Source organism: Corallococcus silvisoli (assembly GCF_009909145.1).
Classification (GTDB): Bacteria; Myxococcota; Myxococcia; order Myxococcales; family Myxococcaceae; genus Corallococcus; species Corallococcus silvisoli.
Window position 1 is genome coordinate 1 of record NZ_JAAAPJ010000008.1, and the last position, 22,233, is coordinate 22,233.

General features: G+C 70.3%; 18 protein-coding genes and 1 pseudogene. 7 read left to right on the plus strand and 12 right to left on the minus strand.

Translation table 11 applies throughout. The annotated features are described in order from the left end of the window. A pseudogene (locus GTY96_RS16610) lies at positions 1-509 on the plus strand (IS66 family transposase); the annotation flags it as partial. A gap of 1,222 nt (positions 510-1,731) precedes the next feature. Beyond that, entirely contained in the window at positions 1,732-2,103 is a 372-nt protein-coding gene (locus tag GTY96_RS38570; RefSeq protein WP_161665256.1) for a hypothetical protein, read from the plus strand. Positions 2,104-2,497: 394 nt separating this feature from the next. Here the strand turns inward: GTY96_RS38570 and GTY96_RS16620 are convergent, their stop codons facing one another. The 6 genes from GTY96_RS16620 to GTY96_RS16645 form a co-directional block, all read right to left on the minus strand. Further along, the gene (locus GTY96_RS16620; RefSeq protein WP_161665257.1) at positions 2,498-3,304 is read right to left on the minus strand and encodes a hypothetical protein; all 807 of its coding nucleotides are present in this window, start codon (positions 3,302-3,304) and stop codon (positions 2,498-2,500) included. Continuing rightward, complete coding sequence (locus GTY96_RS16625; protein WP_161665258.1) at positions 3,301-4,002, minus strand: DUF4956 domain-containing protein; 702 nt, start codon at positions 4,000-4,002, stop codon at positions 3,301-3,303. Before GTY96_RS16625 ends, GTY96_RS16620 begins: the two co-directional genes overlap by 4 nt. Before the next feature lie 5 nt (positions 4,003-4,007). Continuing rightward, positions 4,008-5,720 carry a dTMP kinase gene (tmk, locus tag GTY96_RS16630; protein WP_161665411.1) on the minus strand — a complete coding sequence of 571 codons (1,713 nt, stop codon included), beginning with the start codon at positions 5,718-5,720 and terminating at the stop codon, positions 4,008-4,010. 7 nt (positions 5,721-5,727) lie between these two features. Further along, the gene (locus GTY96_RS16635; protein ID WP_161665259.1) at positions 5,728-6,447 is read right to left on the minus strand and encodes a VTC domain-containing protein; all 720 of its coding nucleotides are present in this window, start codon (positions 6,445-6,447) and stop codon (positions 5,728-5,730) included. A 13-nt stretch (positions 6,448-6,460) separates the two neighbouring features. Next, positions 6,461-7,735, minus strand: coding sequence for an ICP22 family protein (locus GTY96_RS16640; protein WP_161665260.1), 1,275 nt, complete (start codon positions 7,733-7,735; stop codon positions 6,461-6,463). A 225-nt stretch (positions 7,736-7,960) separates the two neighbouring features. Continuing rightward, complete coding sequence (locus GTY96_RS16645; RefSeq protein ID WP_161665261.1) at positions 7,961-8,830, minus strand: hypothetical protein; 870 nt, start codon at positions 8,828-8,830, stop codon at positions 7,961-7,963. A 30-nt stretch (positions 8,831-8,860) separates the two neighbouring features. Here GTY96_RS16645 and GTY96_RS16650 point away from each other — a divergent pair, with 30 nt between their 5' ends. Then, positions 8,861-11,083 carry a serine/threonine protein kinase gene (locus GTY96_RS16650; protein ID WP_143902044.1) on the plus strand — a complete coding sequence of 741 codons (2,223 nt, stop codon included), beginning with the start codon at positions 8,861-8,863 and terminating at the stop codon, positions 11,081-11,083. A 23-nt stretch (positions 11,084-11,106) separates the two neighbouring features. Here GTY96_RS16650 and GTY96_RS16655 read toward each other — a convergent pair whose 3' ends face one another. Next, complete coding sequence (locus GTY96_RS16655) at positions 11,107-11,439, minus strand: rhodanese-like domain-containing protein (RefSeq protein WP_143902042.1); 333 nt, start codon at positions 11,437-11,439, stop codon at positions 11,107-11,109. 100 nt (positions 11,440-11,539) lie between these two features. Between GTY96_RS16655 and GTY96_RS16660 the strand changes: the two genes are divergently transcribed. Beyond that, positions 11,540-11,923, plus strand: coding sequence for a HesB/IscA family protein (locus tag GTY96_RS16660; RefSeq protein WP_143902040.1), 384 nt, complete (start codon positions 11,540-11,542; stop codon positions 11,921-11,923). A 73-nt stretch (positions 11,924-11,996) separates the two neighbouring features. Here GTY96_RS16660 and GTY96_RS16665 read toward each other — a convergent pair whose 3' ends face one another. Genes GTY96_RS16665 through GTY96_RS16675 form a run of 3 tightly spaced genes read right to left on the minus strand, consistent with a single transcriptional unit; the run spans position 11,997 to position 14,130 of the window. Next, positions 11,997-12,515: an acyl-CoA thioesterase gene (locus tag GTY96_RS16665; RefSeq protein WP_143902038.1), complete on the minus strand. Its 519-nt coding sequence runs from the start codon at positions 12,513-12,515 to the stop codon at positions 11,997-11,999. 34 nt (positions 12,516-12,549) lie between these two features. Next, positions 12,550-13,299 (minus strand): deoxynucleoside kinase, encoded by a 750-nt coding sequence (locus tag GTY96_RS16670; protein WP_161665262.1) that lies wholly within the window; start codon positions 13,297-13,299, stop codon positions 12,550-12,552. A 12-nt stretch (positions 13,300-13,311) separates the two neighbouring features. Next, complete coding sequence (locus GTY96_RS16675) at positions 13,312-14,130, minus strand: glycerophosphodiester phosphodiesterase (protein WP_161665263.1); 819 nt, start codon at positions 14,128-14,130, stop codon at positions 13,312-13,314. 159 nt (positions 14,131-14,289) lie between these two features. On the opposite strand from GTY96_RS16675, the gene GTY96_RS16680 reads away from it, so the two are divergent. The 3 genes from GTY96_RS16680 (at position 14,290) to GTY96_RS16690 (ending at position 19,355) form a co-directional block, all read left to right on the plus strand. Next, positions 14,290-15,378 (plus strand): hypothetical protein, encoded by a 1,089-nt coding sequence (locus GTY96_RS16680; RefSeq protein ID WP_143902032.1) that lies wholly within the window; start codon positions 14,290-14,292, stop codon positions 15,376-15,378. A gap of 237 nt (positions 15,379-15,615) precedes the next feature. Beyond that, positions 15,616-18,390: a serine/threonine-protein kinase gene (locus GTY96_RS16685; RefSeq protein WP_161665264.1), complete on the plus strand. Its 2,775-nt coding sequence runs from the start codon at positions 15,616-15,618 to the stop codon at positions 18,388-18,390. 158 nt (positions 18,391-18,548) lie between these two features. Next, a complete protein-coding gene (locus tag GTY96_RS16690) occupies positions 18,549-19,355 on the plus strand; it encodes a hypothetical protein (protein WP_201756142.1) in 807 nt (268 codons plus the stop codon). A gap of 21 nt (positions 19,356-19,376) precedes the next feature. On the opposite strand, the gene GTY96_RS16695 is transcribed toward GTY96_RS16690, so the two are convergent. Then, a complete protein-coding gene (locus GTY96_RS16695; RefSeq protein ID WP_161665265.1) occupies positions 19,377-20,555 on the minus strand; it encodes a hypothetical protein in 1,179 nt (392 codons plus the stop codon). Positions 20,556-20,578: 23 nt separating this feature from the next. Then, positions 20,579-22,141, minus strand: coding sequence for a hypothetical protein (locus GTY96_RS16700; RefSeq protein ID WP_328700911.1), 1,563 nt, complete (start codon positions 22,139-22,141; stop codon positions 20,579-20,581). Between the last annotated feature and the right edge of the window lie 92 nt (positions 22,142-22,233).

The following is a 22,233-nucleotide window of genomic DNA, read 5'->3' on the forward strand; positions in this document are numbered from 1 at the left end:
CCCTCTACCGGGTGGAGGCGCTGGCCCGTGACGCGGGCGTCGTACGCACGGACGCGCACCGCGAGCTGCGCCAGCAGTAAAGCTTCCCCATCCTCACGGCACTGCGCGCGTGGATGGAAGCACAGGCCCCACGCCACTTGCCCAAGGGCCCCATGGGCCAGGCCCTCTCCTACGCGCTGAAGCAGTGGGATGCCCTCACGCGCTTCGTCTCCGACGCGCGCCTGCCCCTGGACAACAACCGCTCCGAGGCCGCGCTGCGCAAGGCGGCACTGGGCCGAAAGAACTTCCTCTTCGTCGGCCATGCGTCCGCGGGGGAGAACCTCGCCGGCCTCTACGCACTCGTCGCCACCTGCGAGGCCAACCAGGTCAATCCCGAGGACTACCTCGCTGACGTGCTGCTGCGCGTGCAGACACACCCTCACTCGCGCATCGGTGAGCTGCTACTCCACGAGTGGATGCGGCGACGCACCGCCGACCCGCCCGAGTCACCCCTCCAGCCCAGTCCCTGAACACCTCGCCCCTCGCGGAGCTCGCCGAGCACGGCCGAGGTCCGCCTTCAATCCTTCCGGCACGACGTCCGCCGGACGGTTGCCGATATCAAGAGGAAGCTGATACTGGCCTCGAATCCTGGTGGGAAGGTGGAGTTGATGGCTGAGTTGAGGGCGCATCGTGCCGCGACCGAGCATGCTTGTCTTAATGAGTTGATTGATGCTGGTGTGTATGGCTATTGCTTTGAGTCGAGGGGGGGGGTGACGATTGATATTGTTGATGGTCCGGGTTACGGTGGGGCGCTTTCTAGGTTGACGCAGGCTGAAATGGAGTGGGCGATGAATAGGGCATCTAGGAAATGAGGGTGAGGACTGCTGAGCTTGCTCGGGTGTGTTGGGGTGGTTGGGTTCTGGCTTGTTGCTATGATGTCGAGGACCGTGTTCGTGGGTATGACGAGCCGGAGAATGTTCTTTCTCGGTATTTCAGAATGTCGGAAGTGGAAGATGCTTTTGAGGCGATTGGAGACTTATCGGAATTCTGTTCGAAGGCTGGGGTCGAAATTGAGGGGGCGTTTGAAGCCGACTTTTTGTCTGCTGTTATGGTTTTTTTTCTGCTATTTTGGTTGTGGAGTCATGGTTGAGCAGGGAGGGATTGCTGGGGATGTGTTGTCTCGGCGTGGGTGGCGCATCGAGGAGCTGTATCCACGCATGGAGGGGGAATGTGTTCGCTGGGCTGTGTTGAGATCTCGTAATGGTGGATATGCGGTCGAGAAATTCAGTCTTCGGTTGCCTGGACTTCAAGTGAATGTTGAGTGGGATGATGTGGCGGCCGATTGAAGATCCTGAACTCGTGGGTGCGTATGGGAGGGAGTTTTCTGATGGGAAGGCCCCCTCGGAGGTTGTTGGTTGTTTGTTGAGGATTAAGAGGCTGGGCTTGGAAGGGAGGGTGTACGTTGTGACTGCTATGGGGGCGTTGTGGTTAACTGGGTCTCCAGGAGGAGGTGTTGTAGAGAGAGGTGATGGCGTTTGTGTGAAAATGGAGCGTCGGGGGTTCTCTGTTTGCTACTTTGAGGCGGGTAGCTCCCATGCTGCCGTGGGGCGGGTTTGTGGGGCTGATGAGTTGGAGGATTTTGTTGAGATTTATCTATTGAGATTGGTGCTTGAGATGCGTGGCTCTGCATCCGTAGGTCAGAAGAGGCCGGAATCCTTCTCCTGTTGACAGTCCCAAGACGGGAAGGCCGGCGTGTGGAATGCGACGACTTATACGTACGACGCGAACGGGACGCTGGAGACGGTGACGTACGGGGCGGAGACTCTCGGAGAGCGCCAGACGTGGACGTACTCGCGAGGGGCGCGAGGTGAGTTGCTGCGGGCGCAGCATCCCGCGGTGGGTGCCTTTGTGTATGGGTATGACGGGCTGTTGCGGCTGACGGAGGTGAAGCCTCCGACGGGCAGCCCGACGCCAGCGCAGACCTTCTCCTATGACGCCCTGGGGCGTCAGGTGCAGCGGACGCGAGGGACGTCGACGTGGCTGACGACGTGGAGTGGGGGCGTGTCCACGCAGGTGGATGCGAACCACGTAACCGTCCGGTGGACGTCGTGCCGGGAGGCTTGATGACAGACGCGGATCGTGCTCGGCGAGGGGCGAGGTGTTCAGGGACTGGGCTGGAGGGGTGCCTCGGGCGGGTCGGCGGTGCGTCAGCGCATCCACTCGTGGAGGTAGCAGCTCACCGATGCGCGAGAGGGGATGCGTCGGCACACGCAGCAGCATGTCGGCCAAGTACTCCTCGCGGCGCTCGCTGAGCACGGCCCGAGCCTGTCTTCAATCGTCCCGGCACGTCGCTATCCGGACGGCTACGATGGGCGAGTGGTGAGCTTCAAGGTAGTTGTCTGGTGCGAGGGTTCAGCCGGGGTGCTTCAGTTTCTGCTCATCATTCGGCGAATTGAAAAGCCCAGGCCAGCGCTCCTGACGCGCCAACCCGGGCTCGAAAGCCATCCGCTGAACCGGCCTACGGCTTCTTCACGTCGTAGGACACCAGCTCCTCCGTCCGTTCCCCTTCCTCGCGGACCTTGCCCACTCCGGGGACCAGCCAGTACAGGCGCTGCTTCTCCTCTTTCACCTCGCCGCTCTTGTTCAGCTTGTCGCGCTGAACCTTGATGGCGTTGGTGAACGTGCCCGCGGGCGTCGTCACCGTCACGTCCTTCTCCAGCACCTTCCAGACGTAGACGGGCTCCTTCCCCTCCGTTCCTCCCGCGGAATACGTGATCAGCTCCCGCACCTTGTCCTGGTGCTCCCAGGGCACGGAGGCCGGTGTCGCGGACAGGGACTTCATCATCGCCGGGGACCACGTGGTCGTCTTTGTCGGCAGGCCGTCCGTGACGTCCTCCTCGCGCAGCCTCACCACCAGCCCATTCGTCAGCTCCAACTGCCAGGAGTTCTCCTCGTACACCGTGCCCGTCGTCGCCGTGCGGTCCTGCTTGCTGTGAACCTTGACCGCCGTCATCGACGTGTCAGGCACCGTCTCCGGGCCTCGCACCGTCACCACCTTGTTGAACACCCCGTTCGCCGGGTCCGTGATGCGATAGGTCCAGGTCGAGCCCGTCGTCAGCGGCCACAGCGAGGTGGACTCGGCCTGTTGATCCGGCTTGGTCGTCCCCGAGCCCGGATCCACCGGGTTTCCCGGCAGGTCCACCGAGCCGTCCGGATTCGTCGTGGGCGCGCCCGGGTTGTTCCCCGTGGGCAGGCTTCCCGCGCCACCGCACGCCGCCAGAGCCCCGCACGCCGCGAACAGCACCACCCGCTTCCTGAACTTCATGCCATCTCCTCCCGCGCGCCCTTGGCGCTCACCGCCGTCCACCGCAGCCCTCGCAAGGGCTCCCCTTCCGTCCGCCCCAACGCCGCCGCCAGGGTCCCGGGCTCCGCCTCCTCCACCTCCAACTCCAACCGCCTCGCGGAGAAGTCCAACGCGCAGCTCTTCACCAGCACGTTGCGCTCCCCCAGCGCGCTGCGCAGCGCCGCCTCCGCGCGCACCAGATCGTCCGACTGCGCGGACAACACCAACCGCTGCTTCGCCGCCACCCCCTTCTTCTCGAACAAGTCCAGCAACAGCAGCAGCGCCGCCACGAAGCCCGTGCCCACCAACGCCACCACCAGGTTCCCGTGGCCACACGCCATGCCCAGGCCAATCACCAGGAACAGGATGGCCGCGTCCCGGGGGTCCTTCAGCCCCGAGCGGAACCGCACGAACCCGCCCAGGCCCACCAACCCGAACGCCTTCGCCACGCTGTTGCCAATCACCGCCGTGATCACCGCCGCCGCCGCGCAGAGGAGGATCTGCGCCTGTACCATCTCCACCCTCGGCAGCGGCTTGCCCAGCACCCGCCGCCAGGGGCGCGACGACAGCAGCGCCCCGATGAGCGCCGACGCCACCAGCCGGGGGAGGAGGGCCCCCATCGACAGGGCCGATAGCTCCTGCTCCACGTCCTGGAACAACGCCGCGAACGGACCGTCCATGGGCGTCATACCTCCCTCCGCCCCTCATCCGCGTCAGACGACTCCAACAACGGTCTCGTCGCGCGCTGCGCCTGCTCCAACGCCCGGGCCTGCGCCACCACCGCGTACGCATTGCGCAGCACCGGCAGCTTCCCGGCCTGCTCCGCCAACACCCGGTCCAGCAGCGCCCGCGTCTCCGCCACCAGCGGCAGCCCGCGCATCGAGGACACCACCGTCGCTGGCCACCGACCCGCCGACTGCGCCCGCAGCTTCCATGCGCGCGGATCCGCCATGCCATCCACGGAGTCCAGCGCCTCCTTCGTGAGCTTCGCGCCCCGCTCGCGCATCGCCCAGGCGCGCGGCGAGTCCACCCCGGTGAGCGAACGCAGCACCAGCTTCAGCGCCCCCTTCTCCAACTGTTCGCGCAGTCCCACCGCCACCGGCGTCTCCAGCCCCGTGGTGCTCCTCAACACCGCCAGCCGGTCATGCTTGAGCAACGCCTCGCGCAGCGCGTCCGCGCGCTCCGTGGCCAGTCCCCCGAGGCTTCGCGCGACCTCGGCGTAGCGCTTCCGCTGCATGCCCGCCTCGCGCACCACCCACGACTCCTCACCGTCTACTCCCAGGAGTCCCAGGAGCACCGCGCCTAGATGGCCGTCCTTCAGGCCCCGCTCGCGCAGCGCCCACGACGCGGGTGAGTCCTGTCGCTTCAGTCCCTCCAGCACGGCCTCTGGCGCCTGCGCATACAGCCGCTGACGGAGCGCGTGCGAACGCGGCGAGGCGACGAAGCCCAGCCCCTCCGCGACATCCACCGGCACGCTCGCGGACAGCACGTCGCGCAGCGTCCACGCCGTCTCGTCATCCAGTCCCATCAGGCTTCGCGCCACCAGCCCCGGGAACCGCTCCGCGTACGCCAGCCTGCGCTGGTGCGCGGGAACGCCCGGGATGCCGTTGAGCAACCACACCGCCAGCTGCGGCTCGCGCACCTCCAGCCCATCCAGCGCATGGAAGAAGCGCGCCTCCACGTCGTCCACCGACGCCACCCCTGGCGGCGGCGGCGTGGGGGCGGGCACCAGCCGCTGCACCGGCTGCTCACGCCCCTCCAGCCTCGCGACCACGGCGTCCACCAGCCGCTGCTCCAGCACGCGCAGCGGCTGATCATTGTTCTCCAGGATGATCCACCGCGCGGGGTCCCTCCGGGCCTGGGCCAGGAACGCCTCGCGCACGCGCACCGCCAGCCCCGCGCCCGCCAGTCCCTTGCGGCTGTCCGTGTCGTGGGTCTTCCCGCTCTGCACCTTGCCCAGCCGCTTGCGCAGGCGCGCCAGGTCGGGGTCGACGTCCACCAGGACGACCAGGTCCGGCCACAGCCCCTGCGATGCCAGCTCGCACGCGGACCACAGCGCCTCCTCCTTCACACCCCGGCCTCCCCCCGTCAGCGCCAGCTGCGAGTAGAGGTACCGGTCGGAGATGCACACGTCGCCCCTTCGCAGCGCCGGCGCGATGACCTCCTCCAACTGCTGCGCGTCGCGGGCCAGGTTGAGGAAGAACTCCGCGCGCGGGCCCATCTCCAACAGCCGCGCGTCGCGGGTCAGCTCGCGGATGCGCCGGGCCGTGGGCGACTGCAGCTCGCCACCCTCGCGCGCGTGCGCCACCTTGTAACCCAGCCGCTTCAGCCTCGCGGCGAGCAGGTTGGAGAGCGTCGTCTTGCCGCTGCCGTCAATGCCTTCGAAGTCGATGAACACGGTGCCTCTATCCCCTCGCAGCCCCAACCCCATCCGCGGCGAAGCCATGCACCCTCGCCATGCCTTCCGCGAACTTGCTGTACGCCGTCGTGCCCCCCGGATTGAGGGCCGCCAGCCACTCGGGCAGCTCCGCCCCGAGGTGCTTCACCTCCACCACCACCCGCGCGTCCTCGAACGCCGGCAGGCCCAGCCGCTCCACCGTCAAGGCCGTGGGCGCGAGCGCCAGCTCCGGCGATACCTCGTGGAAGCCGATGTCCCGATCCACGGTCACTCGCCACGTCCGCGACACCTGATACACGTGCCGCCGGTACGTCACCGCCAGCACCGGTGACAGGCTTCCTCCCGCGATGAGCGGCAACAGGCTCACGCCCCCGTGCAGCGCCCGGCTCAGCTCCGCGCGCGGCACCCAGACGCGCCGCTTCTGCGTGAGCCCGGAGCGCTCGCGCTTCACCTCCAACACCACGCGCTCGCGGCCCGCCGCGCCCACGTCCGGCGAGTACTCCTTCGTCCTCACCTTGATGCAGTTGTCCGGGGTGAGCACCGCGCGCTCCGCCAGAGGAAAGCCCTCCTTGTCGAAGTACACCGACACGATGCGGGTCGGCGGTGGCAGGTATCCGCCCAGCTCCTGCGACAGCCGCGTGCACACCCCCTTGGCCTCGGGGCCCTCCAGCACGCGCTTGAACTCGCGGCGCAGCTTGGTCACTTGGCCCTCAGCGAATGAGATCATCTCCGACCTCCCCTCAGCGGAAGCGGGTGGCGAGCTGGACCGACAGCTCGAGCGCGGGCGCCACGTCCCCCGGACGGAGCGCTCGCTCGGCCTGGAACTGCGCCTTGAAGGAGTCCGCCAGCAACACATTGAGGCCCCCCGTCACCGAATGCCCCTGTGCCTGGATTCCACCGTGCAACTGCAGTGCCTCCGCTCCCACCACGGGTTGTACCGCCCAGCCCTGATGGCCCACCGGCACCGTCCAGGACGCGAGCACCGACTGCGAGCGGAACGGTCCCAACGCCAGCCGTCCCGCCGCCACCTCTGCCGTCAACGCCAGTCCCCACCGCTCGAACTCAGCGTCCGCCGCCGTCGCGTACTGCTGCGTCCCGTCCAGCACCTGCGTGAGGTACGTGCTGGTCCCCACCGTCAGGAACTTGAAGGGCTGCGCGCTCAGTCGCGCGGAGGCGTCCTCGCTCAGCCGCTTCCCTCCGGCGTCCTTGCCGCCCTCGAAGAGCCCCGTGGAGAGCTTCAGGCCCCACGCCTCCTTGATCCGCACCTCGCCCATCAACCCCAGCCGCCGGCCGCCCAGCCCGTTCGTCTCCGTGAGGTAGTCCTCCACCAGCCCTCGCGACTGGATGGGCAGCAGCCAGGCCGACTCCTGCGACCGCTGGAGGAAGGGCGACTTGAAGCGCCCCGCGTACAGCCGCAATCGCTTGGCGTCGTCCGTTAGCCGCACGAAGGCGTCCTTGAGGATCGTCTTGGACGCGAGATCCGCGCTGACCTCCGCATCCAGGTTGGACAGCGACGCGGCCACGCCCACTCGCGCCGATTCGATGCCCAGGTTGCGCGCGTACTGGACGCGCTCGTCGGCGCGCGCCTGCGCGAACACGCGGCCGAAGACTCGGATGCGCTGCCTCGGCGCGCCCTTGTCGTCCGCCTTGTCCGCTTCGTCCGGTGCCTCGCCCAGCGTCTCCGCCTTGGGGCTGGTGTCCTTCTTCGGCTTCTTCTTCGCGCCTGGCACCGCCGCGTCCGGCACCGGAGCGCTCGGGTCGCCCACCTCATCGGGCGCGCCCATCACCGGCCCCTGCCGCGAACCGGGGGGCAACGCTTGCGCCACCGCGCCGTCCAGCCCGTCCTTGTTGGAGGAGTCGTCCTCCTCGGACATGCGTCGCGGAGGCTCCACGTTCTCCGGCTCCGCGTCCTCGTCCGGAACCGGCTCCGCGCCCGCCACCGCCGGCAGGCCGAGGAGGACCGCGACGAGCAGTCCCCGCCGCCACCTCTTTTCCTCCAGCCCCCTCCCGCCCATGCCCGTTGTCTCCCCCGCCCGAGGAATGCCCACGCCGTCCGGCTTGCTGGCTGCCCACCCGTGCAACCCCGGTGCCCAACGCGAGGAAGTGCACTGCCGGACACCCAGGCGCGCCTGTCGGCCCGGATGCCTCGTGACATGGATGTGACGTGACCCACCGTGAGAAGGTTTTTTCTCTCGCGGGGTGGGGGAGGGCTGTAGGGACGGCCTGTAAGAAAGCCGGTGTTACCGATCCACTGGTGGATCCACCGGCGGGGCTACAGCAGGGGCCCCGGGCGAAGCTCCTATCGGCGCGGACGCGGACGGCTCGGGACTCACAGGCGCGGAAGAGGCCGGCTCGGCTGCGGGCGGCTCGGAGGCCGCAGGCGCGGACGGCTCGGGGGCCACGGGCGCGGAAGAGGCCGGCTCGGCTGCGGGCGGCTCGGCGGCCGCAGGCGCGGGCGACTCGGCGGCCACCGGATCAGACGCGGGCGGCTCGGGGGCCACCGGCGCGGAAGAGGCCGGCTCGGCCGGGGGCGGCTCCGCGTTCCCTTCGCGCCGCGTCACGGCGCGCAGCACTCGCACGAGGAGTCCCGCCGCCGCGATCGCCAGCAGGGTGCGCCAGACGAAGGTGGGCACCGGGGGCTCACTCACGGTGAACCGCGCGTGAAGGGCCTTCGGCCTCGTGGTGAGAAACCGCACGTCCACGTCCCAGGTGCCAGCCGCGTCGGGGACGAACTCGGTGCTCCAGCCCACCGCGTCACGCGTCAGCGTCCGCGTCTCCTGACCGGGCACGCCTTCCCGGGAGAACGCGACCGTGACGGCGCCCTGGAAGGGGGGCCCCTGGAGGTTTCCCACCGACAGCGTCAGCCGCAGCGGTTCGCCGGGGCGGGGGAGGGCGGGGGTGAGGAGGCCGGTCAGCTGGTCCTCGGCGTCCCTCCAGGACAGCGACAGCAGTTCGCCCTTCCGCTCGACCTGGATTTGATCCGGCGCCGGAGCCGCGGCGGCATGCAGGGCCAGCAGGCAGGTCGCGACGACCCACCCCAGGAAGGAGGCCCGGCGCCTTTGCCTCGACGGCCGCTGTCCCCTAAGATGCGCTGCCCTGTCACCCTTCACTGAGCCCGCTCCCCCCGGGGAGTACCCGGGATGAACCCTCAAGCATTCGGGAAATACCAGCTCCTCAAGAAGCTCGCCACGGGCGGCATGGCCGAAGTCTGGCTTGCGCGTCAGACCGGAATCGAGGGCTTCCAGAAGGACGTCGTCGTCAAGCGCATCCTCCCGCACCTCGCCGAAGACCGCGAGTTCGTGGAGATGTTCAAGAACGAGGCGATGATCGCCGCGCGCTTCAACCACCCGAACATCGCGCAGGTGTACGAGTTCGGAGAGGCCAACGGCACCTATTACATCGCCATGGAGTTCATCCACGGCGAGGACCTGGGCCGGGTCATGCGCAAGGCCAGCGGGATGAACCAGTGGATCGCCCGGCCGCTGGCGATCCGCATCGTCGCGTCCGCGTGCGAAGGCCTCTACTACGCGCACAGCCGCGCCGACGACGCGGGGCGCCCGCTCAACGTGGTGCACCGGGACATCTCTCCGCAAAACATCCTGATCAGCTTCGATGGTTCGGTGAAGCTGGTGGACTTCGGTATCGCCAAGGCGGCGGACCAGGCGTCGATGACGAAGTCCGGCGCCATCAAGGGCAAGTTCGCGTACATGGCGCCCGAGCAGGCCGGGGGCAAGCACCTGGACCGGCGCGCGGACATCTTCGCCATCGGCCTGGTGCTGTACGAGATGCTCACCGGGCACCGGCCGCTCAAGAAGGACTCGGAGCTGGCGACGCTGCAGGCCGCCATGGAGTGCTCCATCCCGTCCCCGTCCGAGGTGGCCGACGTGCCCCGGGACATGGACCACGTGGTGATGCGCGCGCTCGCGAAGAGCGCGGATGATCGCTACGACAACGCGCGGGAGTTCCAGACCGCGCTGGAAGAGCTGCTCGTCAACGAGCGCTGGCTGGTGACGTCCGGGCAGATCTCCGAGCTCATGAAGACGCTCTTCGCGGAGCGGCTGGAGGAGGAGCTGCGGCAGGGCCAGTTCGTGCCGGTGGGCGAGGACTCCAACACGGCGCCGCCCCGGCCGCCCCCGGAGATGAGCTGGGAGGCGCCGCCGGGCGAGTCGTCCCAGCAGCGCGAGCGCTCGCGCGGCAACACCCGCACGGGCTCGGCGCCCCGCCGGGCGACGGGCATCGCGCCCGCGCTGGTGGATGACCCGAACGAATACGACGCGCCGTCGCTCACCGGCGTGGAGTCCCAGCCCCGGCGCCGCTCCAGCGCGTCGGAGCCGGCGGTGCGCCGCAGCACGTCCTCCAGCAATCCGGGCGTCACGCAGGTGGCGCGCACCAACTCGCGCTCGGACCTGCGCAGCCAGTCCCTGGACGACGACGTCCCCGCGCCCCCGCCGCCCCGGCGCACGATGTCGCGCGCCGTGCCGGTGTCGGAGCCGCCCGTGCGTTCGCGCTCGGGCGTGCACCGCATGGACCTGGAGGACGACGAGCGCACGCGCCTGCCTCCGCCGGAGGATGACCCGGACACGGTGCCCGCGCCCGCGCCGCGCCGCCGCACCAGCAGCAGCCATCCGTCCGCCGTGGAGGCGCCGCGCCGCCGCACCTCCAGCCGCGTGGATGCCCCGCGGGCCCGTCCCCCAGCCCCGGTGGAGGAAGACGACTCCGGCGAGCGCCGTCCGTCCCGCTCCAGCGCCCCCGCGCTGCCAGAGCCGCCGAAGCCCAAGAGCGGGAGCGTGCGCACGGTGGCCATGGTGGGCTTCGTGGTGGGCCTGCTCGCGGTGCTGGTGCTCTTCCGCGAGCCCATCATGCTGGCGCTCACCTCCAAGGCCGCGGACGCGCAGGGCGTGTGGCTCACGGTGAACACGAACCAGCCGGTGAAGGTGTCGGTGCGGCACACGGACCGCTGCAACAGCCCGGAGCCGGTGACGGTGCTGGGCACCGCGCCGCTCACGCGCGTGGCGGGCGCCCACCTGCAGGACACGCTCATCCTGGAGAACGACGCCCAGGGCATCTACCTGGAGGACTCGGAGGAGCTCGCGTTCGGCCAGCCCGGAGAGCTCAAGACCTTCGAGCGCAGCTTCAAGGAGGGCACCCTCAAGCTGAAGATCCTCCCCAAGAGCGTGACGGGCCTGTCCGTCTACCGGAACAACCAGCTCATCGGGAACGCCAGCACGACGCTCAAGCTGATGGAGGGCAAGCACATCCTGGAGCTGCGCGGCGCCAAGCTGAAGGAGCCGGTGACGTTCGAGGCGAAGGTCAGCCCCAACGAAGTGACGGACCAGACGCTGAACCTGGACACGTCGCTGTAGTTCCGGCCCGTCTCCTGGCGCGGTCAGTAACGCGGCAGGGACGGGTCCACGGTGCGCGAGTACAGGTCGATGCCGCCCTGGAGCGACACCGCCTCCAGCCCCTGGTCGAGGAGGTACGCGGCGCCGTCCAGGCTGCGCACCCCGTGGTGGCAGTAGACGACAATGGGGCGGCCCTTGAGGGCCTCCAGCGCGTCGTGGAAGTCCTCCAGCTCCGGCAGGGGCATCAGCACCGAGCCGGGCAGGGCCACCCATTCGTGCTCGTGCGCGAAGCGCACGTCCACCAGGACGGGGCGCGACTCAGGGGGGCCGGCCAGGCGCCGGGCCAGCTCGGCGGGGGTGATTTCAGGGATGGGCATGGGGGCTATCTTGTGTTGTGCCAGGACGGGCCCTTGAGGTCCCTTGGCTTTTCGGGCGCCAGGGCGTTATGAGGCGCTGTTCACGAGGAGATTGAAGCACATGGATACTTCTACCGTCGTCGCCGACTCCACGCCGGCCTCCCAGCCCGCCGCCACCGCGCCTGTCGTCCTGACGGCCGCCGCCCTCGCCCAGGTGAAGACGGTCATCCAGGCCCAGGGCTTCCAGGGCTACTTCTTCTCCATCCGCGTGGTGCCCTCCGGGTGCAGTGGCCTGGGCTACGACCTGAACCTCGTCAAGGAGACGAAGGCCGGGGATCAGCTCTGGGAGCAGGACGGCGTGAAGATCGCCACCGACGCGCTGAGCGCCCAGTACCTGTCGGGCACGCACATCGACTACGTCACCAGCATCACCGGCGCGGGCTTCAAGTTCGAGAACCCCAACGCCAAGTCGTCCTGCGGTTGCGGCACGTCGTTCACCACCTGAGCCTTCCAGGCGACGGGGGACCCAAGGGCCGGGGTGGGACGCCAGACAGGCGTGCCCCCGGCCCTTCGTGCGTTCAGGCGCCGGCCACGGGCTTCATCACCTTCATCCAGGACTGCTCCTCCTGGCCTCGGCCGCGGCGCTGGGCCCGGCGGGCCTCGGCCTCCTGGAAGGCCTGGCGCTCAGCCTCCGACTCCAGGAGCAGGGGCGGCACCGGCACGCCCTTGCCGTCCTGGCCCTGCGCCACGAACGTCAGCAGCGCGCTGGTGGTCAGGTGCCGCTCACCGGTGAGCGGGTTCTCCGCGTGCACGGTGACGCCTACCTCCAACGAGGTGCGGAACGTCGCGAGCACGCGCGAGTGCAGCAGGGCGATCCATCCCACGCGGATGGGGGCATGGAAGTGCAGGTCGTCCATGGACGCCGTCACCACGACCTGACGGCAGTGGCGCTGGGCGGCCACGGCGCCGCAGATGTCGATCCACTGCATCACCTTCCCGCCGAACGCGGCGTTCAGGTTGTTGGCGTCCGGGGGGAGGATGAGCTGCGTCATCACCACTTCGGAGTCGCGCGGGCTCTTGGGGCTGAGGTCGTGCATGGCGCTTGGCAGCGTCGCACGAAACGGCGCGGCGTCAGGCCAGGAATGCGGAGACGCGGTCCATGAACTCCTCGCGGCCCGGGCCCCGGCGGATGTCCTGCTTGGAGACGTCCACCACCAGGCAGTCCACGCCGTACTTCTCCTGGAGCACCTGCGGGAAGCCCGCGTAGTAGCCGTTGAGGCCCTTGAGGAACTGCCGCCCGATGCCCCTCTCCTCCGCCCGGCCGCGCGTGCGGATGCGCTGGAGGAGCACATCCTCGGAGGGCACGTCGAAGCAGATGACCTTGTCCGGCCGGACGATGTGGCGCGACAGCCGCTGGAAGTACTCGTAGTACAGGTCCAGCTCCGCGTTCGTCATGTGCCCCAGGCCGTGCAGGTACTTGGCGAAGATCTCCGGATCCTCGTACAGGGTGCGGTCCTGCACGCAGCTCTTCCTGACGGAGTGGATGAGCTCGTGGTGCTCCACGCGCCGGATGAGGAACTCCAACTGCAGCGTGAACGACCACCGCGACATGTCGCCGTAGTAGTCCCGCAGGAAGCGGTTGTCGATGACGGGCTCGTCGAACAGCTCGAAGCCGAAGCCCTGGCTGATGAGCTTCGCGGCCGTCGTCTTGCCCGCGCCGATGTTGCCCGCCAGCGCCACGAAGCGCTTCGCGCGGGGCACCTTCACCTTGAGCCGGTTGCGGGCGGAGGGCTTCGGTTCGGAGCTGGCCGGGGGCGGCGCCTTGGACGAGGGCGGCTCGGTGCGGGTCGCCGGACGCGCGCGGGCGGTGGTGCGGGGCATGGAGCCGAGGGCTTAACCCGGCTTTCCAGAGGCGTCCATTCGCTGGCGCAGCAGATCCGGCCGGTCGGTCATGATGCCGCCCACCCCTTCCCGGAGGAGCCGGTCCATCTCCGCCGGATCATCCACGGTCCACACGTTGATCCATTTGCCGCGCTCGGCCGCGGCCTTCAGGAGCGCGTCGTCCACCAGCCGCACCTCGCCGAAGTACAGCGGCATGTCGAGCACCGTGTAGCGCGCGTCCTCCGGCGGCGCCTCGCCCGCCTTGAGCGCCAGGACGAAGGCGGCCAGCGCGTCGCGCGGGTAGAAGTGGCACGCGTCGGGCAGGACGCGCACCAGCCGCTCCGCGATGGCGTCCTGTTCACTGCCAAGGCACACGCGGCCCAGGGCCGCCTCTTCGGTCAGCAGGCGAGCGAGCACGTCCTCGGCGTGGGCCACGTCGGGCTTGAGCTCCACGTTGATGCGCAAGGTGGGAAACGCGCGCAGCACCTCGCGCAGCGTCGGCAGGCGCACGCCCTGGCCCCGGAAGGGAAAGGTGCGTCCTTCGTCCGGCGTGAAGCGGTAGCCCGCGTCCAGCCTCCGCAGCTCCTCCAACGTGAGCGCCGCGAGCGGGCCCTCGCCGTTGGTGCAGCGCTCCAGCGTCTCGTCGTGCGCCACCACGACTTCGCCGTCGCGCGAGAGGTGCACATCCAGCTCCAGCATGTCCGTGCGGTGCACCTGCACCGCGAGTCCAAAGGCCTCGAGTGTGTTCTCCGGCGCGACGAGCGCTCCGCCGCGGTGCGCGATGTGCAGTGTGGGCTTCAGCCCTTGGAAGAACGTGTCGCGCGGCAGCATGATCCACCTATTCCTGAATTCACCACGATGTCACAGGCAGGGCCGCTGTCCGTTCCTTGCCGGCCCTGGTGAGCCACCGGTATAAGGGCCCGAATCCTCAGCCCGACTGGCGTCGGACTTCAAGAAGCGCGGCGCCCCTCAACCCCCGGAGAGATACGAATGGAACTGCGCAAGAAGCTGGGCGCCATGGCCCTCCTGGCCACCGCGGCGATGGTGACTGCCGCTGGCTGTGGCGGTCGCGACACGGAAGATCCGACCCCCTCGTCGGACGCTGGATGTACGGGCGTCTGCAGCACGGACGCGGGCACGGACGCGGGCCCCACCACGGACGCGGGGACGGACGCGGGCCCCACCACGGACGCGGGGACGGACGCGGGCACGGATGCGGGCACGACGGGGCAGATCGCCGCGGCGCGCAAGGTGCCGTTCAACACCCTGGTCACGCTGCGCAACGTCGTCGTCACCGACATCCACTACGAGAAGCTGAGCGACCAGGGCACCGGCCAGTGGCGTTCGTTCTTCTGGGTGACGGATCCGGCCTTCCCGAAGGAGGGCCTCTACATCAGCAAGTTCTATGACGACACGCCGGACATGTACCGGCCGCTGCCGGGCAACACCCTCGACATCGAGGGCTACTTCGGCACGGAGCCGAACTACTCGCCGTTCACCGGTCGCCGCCACCACCTGGCCAACGACTACCGCAACGCGAAGAAGTTGATCGTCACGGTCAAGGGTGACGCGGGCGTGGAGGCCCGGCCCGCGGCCAACGAGGTGACGGTGGAGGCCCTGAAGGCCTCCGTCGCGCTGGCCCAGAACGCCGCGCCCTTCCTGGGCACCCGCGTCCACCTGGCGGGTCCGCTGACCCTGACCAACCCCACGCCCACCGCCTTCATGCGGTTGGACAACGAGGACGCGGGCACCATCTACTACGGCTTCGAGGTCGGCGACGGCATCCTCGTCTACCACGACAAGACCCGCGACGAGACCTACAGCGACGGCGGCTCGAGGGTGGGCTGCGACTACCAGAAGGCGGCCCTGGATGGCGGGACGGTGACGTTCCCCAACGGCATCAGCGGCGTCTGGGACACCTACACGTTCGCGGGTTGCACCAACGGCAGCTCGGACATCACCGGCTGCGGCAACAACACCTCCGACAGCGGCGTGCCGGGCACCAACCTGCGCTACACCTACACGATCATCCCGCAGGGTTGTGACGACCTGCCGGGCGTCGTGACCCCCGCGCCGTAGCCGTCCGCCTCTCCGGCCGGGGGCAGTCCCCGGTCCGCCTGGCCCTCCGCCTCCCACGGCCCGTCCGTGGGGGGCGGTCGTGTTTCTGGGGAGGGGAGGCGCGAAAGTTCGCGTGGCTCCTCCGGGTTGCCTACAGTCCTCGCCCGGGCGGGTCCGACGGCTCCCCCCGGGCCAGGAATGCAGGTAGGCTCCGGACACAGTTCAAAGTTCCACCCGCGGCCCACACCTTCCACGTCCTTGAGCTCGCCTCAGACGGCCACCCCGTTCGGAAAGTACCTGCTCATCAAGCGCCTCGCGCTGGGCGGGATGGCGGAGCTGTTCCTGGCGCACAAGCCGCCGGACCCCACGCTGGTGGTCATCAAGCGGATCCTCCCGTACCTCTCCGAGGAGCCGGAGTTCGTCCAGATGTTCCTGGACGAGGCGCGCATCGCCGCCCAGCTGCACCACCCCAACATCGTGCAGGTGCACGAGCTGGGGAAGGAGGGCGACAACATCTTCATCTGCATGGAGTACGTGGAGGGCGTCGACCTGCGCCGCGTGCTCGTGGAGGAGGCCAAGTTCGGCGCCTCCATGCCGTACGGTGTCGCGGCGAAGATCTGCGCGAGCATCGCCGCGGGCCTGGACCATGCGCACTTCAGCCGGGGCGTGGATGGCCGCCCGTTGGAGCTGATCCACCGGGACGTCAGCCCGCAGAACGTGATGCTCGCCTACGACGGGCGCGTGAAGCTCGTCGACTTCGGCATCGCCAAGGCTGGCGCGTTCATGGAGCGCAGCAAGCCGGGCGTCATCAAGGGGAAGTTCCTCTACCTGTCGCCCGAGCAGATCATGCAGGAGCGGCTGGACCACCGGGCGGACATCTACGCGCTCGGGGTGATGCTCTACGAGATCACCACCGGCAAGCAGCCCTTCCACCGGCCCACCACGGAAGGCATCCTCTACGCCATCCGGCATGAGGAGGCGACGCCGCCGCACCTGGTGCGCCCGGACTATCCGCCGGCCCTGTCGCGCATCGTGATGCGCTGCCTGGTGAAGGACCGCACCCAGCGCTACCAGCGGGCCTCCGATGTTCGCGTGGAGCTGGAGGCCTTCCTGGCCTCCGGCGTCCTCAAGCAGAGCCTGGACGTCGCGCAGTACATCGCGCGCCTGTTGGGGGAGGCGGAGGAGCGCACCGTGCTCCACATCCCCCCGGCGAAGCGCGCGGGCCGGCACGAGCCCACCGTGCCCTTGCCGTCCCTGCGGACGCCTCCGCCGCCGCCGGTGCCCGACCTGCCGGAGGACACGGCCGCGAGGACGCTGCCGCTGGCCAGAGCGGAGGACACGGCCGCGCGCACCCTGCCGCTGGCGGGGCTCGAGGACACGGCCGCGAGGACGCTGCCGCTGGCCGAGGCGGAGGACACCGCGTCCCGCACCCTGCCACTGAACGAGGACACCGGGGCCCGCACCCTGCCGCTGGCCGGTTCCGGGTCGCAGGGCCGGGGGGCATCGCCGCTGACGCCCGTGGGGCTCGTGGCGCGGCCTCCCTCGCGCAGGCCCACGAGCGAGGCCGCGGCGCTGCGCACCTGGGACGCGGAGGAGGGGGAGCCCGAGACGCAGATGGCGCTGCCGCGCGACCTGCCCACGGGCCAGGGCGACGACGAGGACGACGACTTCGGAGAGTCCACCGCCGTGGGGACGATGCCCGGCGCGCCCACGCCTCGCCGGAACCTGGAGCCCGTGCTGGAGGAAGAGGTCTGGGACGAGGCGGAGGAGGACGACGCTGACTCCACCGTGCCCCAGCGCGCGCGCCGCCCACGGGCCGTCGTTCCCGCGCCCCTGCCGGTGCGGCGAGGCGGTCCCCCGGAGCCCACCGCGCGCTCTGGCCCCGCGGGAGATCGTGCGCGTCGTTCGCCGTCGAGCGTGGCCCTGCCGCGCGGGGGCGCGGACGATCCGTTCGCGCCCTCACCCCGCCGGACACCGTCCTACGCGCAGGAGGACGGCGACACTCCGCCGCCCTCGAACCCGCGCCGGTCGGGCATGGCGCCCGCCGAGGACGGCCGCTCCGAGCCCTTGTCGTCCGGGCCCCGCCGCATGGGGGGCACGGGGGAGGACAGCCGTGGGCCGCAGGCATCGGGCCCGAGGCGTCAGAGCACTCCCTCCAGCGACGCGAACCGCTCCGCGCCACCCGTGGGGCCGCGGAACGTCCGCCCTCCGCCGCGTCCCTCGCCCGAGGACGAGGAGCGCTTCTCCACCGACCCGGGGGCGTCCGGGGTGAGCCTCACGGACCCGACGCCCGTCCAGTCGTTGGATCCCGATGACGACGAGTCCACCGTCGGCTTCCAGGCGCCGCGCCGGCCGCCCCGCAGGCCCGTGCGCGCCCCCGTACAGGACGAAGCGGACGACGACGAGGGCCTCGACACCTACGATGCCGCCCCGCCGCCCCGGCGCTCGCGCACCGTCGTGGTGCTGGTGGTGGCCACGCTGCTGCTCGCCGTGCTGTGCGTGGGTGTCGCCTGGTTGATGGGCGTCTTCAGCCCGGAGGCCCAGGCCCCTCCCGCGCCGGCGAAGGTGCCCGCGATGCGAGGCTCGCCGCGCCCCGGCCCCACCGGCGCCGCGCCCGCGAATCCGCCCTCGCCGCCCGCGCCCGTTCCCGCCCCGAGCGAGGCCGCGACACCGCCGCCCTCCGAGCCCGTCCTCGCGGACACCGCCGGAGCGCCGGATGCGGGGCTCGCGGTGGCCACCAGCGCTCCGGAGGTGCCGGTCCCGCCGGCCCCGGAACCGGCGGCTCCCACCGAGACGCCCGTCCCCCCCACCACCGTGGACGTCCGCTTCGAGGCCCCGGTCCGCACGGTGCTGGGCCGCCCGGGGGGCGGGAAGCTGCCCATCAACGAGGTCGTCGCCCTGGCCCCCGGCCCGCTCCGCGTCCAGTACACATGTCCGGGAAAGCGGGCACCTCGGGGGATTGAGACCTACAATGTCCGACCTGTAGCCGGGGAACTCCAGACGCTCCGGGTCCCCTGCCGGAGGCGACGCTAATCAGGACGGCCACTTGCTCGTATGCGGCATCCGCACCCTGCGGAGGACACGTAGGACCGGGTAAGCTTGAGTGCCCTTAAGTCGTTGGAATTCCTTGGCTTTCCACCAGGCGGGCGCGTTTACACATGTCAGAGGGGTCCGTAGACTCCGCCCCCTCTATGGCTCGCGCGAAGAAGCAGAAGAACATCAACCGACAGAGGACCTACCCCGCGGGGAGGGTGGCCCGGCAGCTCCCGGTCGCCCCCGAGCCCAACCGACTGGTGAAGGTGTGGCGGCGCGTGCTGGAGCGGAGGCTGCGCACGCGGCTGCGGGGCAAGGTGGCGGTGGAGATCCACGACAACACGCACACGATGCTGACCTTCCAGCGTCAGCGGGCGCTGTGGCGGCTGCGGCTGCACCACATGTTCCTGGCCGCGCCGGATGACGTGCTCCAGGCGCTCGCCAGCTTCGTCCGCAAGGGGGACGCGGATGCCAGCGCCCTCCTGGACCGGTACATCGAGCGCAACCGCATCTTCATCCGCCGGCTGTCACCGGCGCAGATGCGCAAGCGGCTGCGGCTGTCGCCGGTGGGGCGCTACCATGACCTGGGGCGCATCTACGAGAAGCTCAACGAGCGCTACTTCCAGAGCCGCATCGACGCGGCCATCACCTACGGGCCGGCGCCCCGGGTGAAGGGGCCGCGCAAGAGCATCAAGATGGGCTCGTACTCGGCGGACTCGAAGGTCATCCGCATCCACCCGGCGTTGGACCAGCCGCTGGTGCCCCGCTATTTCGTGGAGTGGATCGTCTTCCACGAGATGCTGCACCACGTCTACCGCGCGCGCCGGGGGGAGGACGGCCGGCGCTGCATCCACCCGCCGGAGCTGATGGAGCACGAGAAGCGCTTCCACGACTACCAGCGGGCGCTCGCCTGGGAGCGGGAGAACCTGGACCTGCTCCTGTGCGCCCGGACGGAGCAGGCCTGAGGCAGGCCCAGCCCGGGGTCGTCAGGGCAGGATGAGGCCGCCCGGGCCGCGCCGCTCGTCCGAGGGCGCGGCCTGCGGCCCTCCGGCGGACGGGGCCGCCTGGGCCTGCGCGCCCGCCGCGGCCAGGGCCACGACCTTGGCGAAGAGCGTCTCCGCGAAGCGGGAGAACGGCTCGTCGAGCCCGTGGAAGAGCCGGCGGGCCTCGCCCCTCGCGATGTCCGCCTGGAGGGCCCGCTGGGTGGCGTCGAAGAAGGCCGCCATCCGCCACAGCCGGCGCGCGTAGCGCTGGCGCACCTCCGGGGTGAAGAAGGCCCGCGCCGCGTCCTGGACCCGCTGCCGCACCTGCTCCTGGCGCTGCGCGGCGCTCAAGGACAGCGGGCTCGTGGCCAGCGCTTGGATCTGATCCATCAACCCGCGCACCTGCGCGTCGGGCGGCAGCCACTCCGCGATCTCCGCCGTCGCGTGGAGCTGATCGCCCTCCAGGACCCGGCGCGCGTCCTCGGGTTCGGGGGGGGGGAGGGGCTCGGGCGTTTCCAGCGGCTGCACGCCGTGGTGGCGCAGCGCGGCCTCCAGGTCGGGCGGGAAGGGCGTGCGGGTACGCAGGTTGAGGGCCGCGGCCTCCGCGAGCAGCCGGGCCCCTTCCTCCCGGGAAACCTCCATGCCGAAGCCGTTGCGCAGGCCGTGCTTGAGGATGCGGCGGATGTCGCCCCGGCTCTGCTCCGTGCGGGTCAGCTCCTGCACCCCCTGCTCATCCGACGCGATGACCTGGAGCAGCTCCACGCCGCCGCGCACCACGCGGGTGAGCAGCAGGCCGTACTGCCCCGTGGAGGACATGACCGTCACCAGCGTTGGCAGCGTCTCCGGAGCCGCGGAGGGCGGCGCCTCCCTGGGCGCCTCTGGCGGGGTGACGCCGCGCGAGCGCAGCCGGTAGAGCGCCTTCTTCGCCGCCTTGGCCAGCGGCTTCACCGACGAGGCGGACAGGGCCTCCGGCAGCGCCGCGTGCCCCGCCAGCACGGCGGCCTCCAGCACCGCGCCCGCCAGGGGCTCCGGCAGGGCCTCCACGGACGCGGCGGACGCGGCGGCCACGTCGTTCGCGAGCCTGCGGGCCTGCTCGACGTCCGCCTCGGGGAAGGAGGGCAGGGGCGTGCCGGCGCGCAGCGCGTCCAGCAGGGGGCGGGGCTCGGTGGAGACAGGGCTCATGCGCCGGGTTTCTACTTCACGCGCTACCGCCGCCGCACCAGCCAGCTCCTCCCGGACTGTCCCACGATGACCAACTCCGACTGGAGTCGTCCTCCGAACACGCGGGAGGGATGCGCTCCGCGCACGAGGAAGTGGTCGTACCAGACGCCCTGCGTCGCGTAGTCCAGCTCCTGGGGGCGCCACTCGGAGGGGAAGGTGGGGGGCACCTCGCCCCGGTAGCGCAGGGGCGAATGCGGCGTGCTGGCGAAGGTGAAGTTGGGCACGCCACCACGCTCGCGCGCCAGCACCGCCGCGCCATGCAGGAAGACGGGGAAGCGCACCACCCGGGAGCCCGCGTCGAACACCAGCCCCATCACCTTCGGCCGCGCGCCGGTGACGTCGGCGAGCGCGTCCCACTCGCGGGCCTCCTCCGCGAAGTCGCGGAAGCCCCGGCCCATCACGAACGCCAGCAGCAGCGCGCTCGCCGCCGCCGCCAGCCCCAGGGGCCGCCGCCACTCGACGCGCGTGGCCGGCATGCTCACCACCAGGAGCGCCGCGGCCAGGTGCGCGTAGCGTGTGTTGAGGTAGTAGACGTACCCCCGGATGTCGAAGGGCAGCAGGAAGAACAGCGCCAGCGCCAGCCCCCCCAGCCCCAGCAGCCGCCAGCGCGCCACCGGTCCCTCGCGGCGCGTCCCCGGCCGCAAGAGTCCCAGCACCCAGCCCGCCACCGCCACCGCGCCCACGGCGTACAGCGGCCACCGGTCCGAACCGTCGTGGAAGGTGTTGGCCAGCACCTGGAGGAACTCCGCGCGGTTCTGCGCGAAGCCCTTCCACGCCAGGTTCTGCGGCGAGAACGTGGGCCCCCACGCCTTCCACGGCGCCCCGGGCTGGATGTCCGGCGGGTCGCCGAAGCGCAGCACCACCCACGCCAGGAACAGCGTCACGCCGGGCACCACGCCCGCCAGCGCTGGCACGCGGGCCCTCAGCCGGGCCCCCATGGTGGTGGCCCCCGCGTCCTCCGGCACCGGCGTGGTGAGCAGCAGCCACGGCAGCCCGAACGCCAGGAACCCGAACGCCTGCACGTGGAAGAGCAGTACTGCCACCAGGCACGCCGCGAGCCCCACGCCCCACGCCCGGCGGCGCGGCACGTCCGTCAGCGTCCGCACGAAGAGGCCACAGCACACCAGCGTCAGCGGCAGCGCCGCCAGGTAGTTGATGAAGCCCCACCCGAAGCTGTCTCCGTATGCCAGGGGCAGCGTGAGCAGCGCGGGCCAGGACGGCCGGCCCAGGGCGCGCAGCAGGAAGGCCATCCCCAGCGGCATCCCCACCACGTACGCCGTGAGGAAGACGCGGTTGGCCACCTCCAGCGGCAGCAGCCAGTTGAGCGCGCTGACCAGGTAGTAGTAGCCCAGGTACGGCGTCAGCGCGTGCCGCGCCTCGAAGAACGAGGGGTACAGCGTCGTCGGGTCATCCAGCCGGTGCAGCACGGAGATGAGGTACAGGTGCTGCGGCAGGTCCACCATGGGCAGGACGCGCGACACCCAGAGGGGCAGCGCGCCCAGCACGAGCGCGGCGGCGAAGGCGATGCGGGCGGTTCGGTTCGTCACGGGCAGGAGGGCGCGGACTGTATGCGCGCGCCCCCGCGCCGGGCGAGCGCACCGTGTGCTCTGTTGATAGGTGGGTAAAGGTGCGCGCGAAT

Coding starts and splice junctions, on each gene's coding strand:
- GTY96_RS16620 (WP_161665257.1), bottom strand. CDS start 3,304: ATGAAGTTCAGGAAGCGGGTGGTGCTGTTCGCGGCGTGCGGGGCTCTG.
- GTY96_RS16625 (WP_161665258.1), bottom strand. CDS start 4,002: ATGGACGGTCCGTTCGCGGCGTTGTTCCAGGACGTGGAGCAGGAGCTA.
- GTY96_RS16635 (WP_161665259.1), bottom strand. CDS start 6,447: ATGATCTCATTCGCTGAGGGCCAAGTGACCAAGCTGCGCCGCGAGTTC.
- GTY96_RS16640 (WP_161665260.1), bottom strand. CDS start 7,735: ATGGGCGGGAGGGGGCTGGAGGAAAAGAGGTGGCGGCGGGGACTGCTC.
- GTY96_RS16650 (WP_143902044.1), top strand. CDS start 8,861: ATGAACCCTCAAGCATTCGGGAAATACCAGCTCCTCAAGAAGCTCGCC.
- GTY96_RS16655 (WP_143902042.1), bottom strand. CDS start 11,439: ATGCCCATCCCTGAAATCACCCCCGCCGAGCTGGCCCGGCGCCTGGCC.
- GTY96_RS16660 (WP_143902040.1), top strand. CDS start 11,540: ATGGATACTTCTACCGTCGTCGCCGACTCCACGCCGGCCTCCCAGCCC.
- GTY96_RS16665 (WP_143902038.1), bottom strand. CDS start 12,515: ATGCACGACCTCAGCCCCAAGAGCCCGCGCGACTCCGAAGTGGTGATG.
- GTY96_RS16670 (WP_161665262.1), bottom strand. CDS start 13,299: ATGCCCCGCACCACCGCCCGCGCGCGTCCGGCGACCCGCACCGAGCCG.
- GTY96_RS16675 (WP_161665263.1), bottom strand. CDS start 14,130: ATGCTGCCGCGCGACACGTTCTTCCAAGGGCTGAAGCCCACACTGCAC.
- GTY96_RS16680 (WP_143902032.1), top strand. CDS start 14,290: ATGGAACTGCGCAAGAAGCTGGGCGCCATGGCCCTCCTGGCCACCGCG.
- GTY96_RS16690 (WP_201756142.1), top strand. CDS start 18,549: ATGGCTCGCGCGAAGAAGCAGAAGAACATCAACCGACAGAGGACCTAC.
- GTY96_RS16695 (WP_161665265.1), bottom strand. CDS start 20,555: ATGAGCCCTGTCTCCACCGAGCCCCGCCCCCTGCTGGACGCGCTGCGC.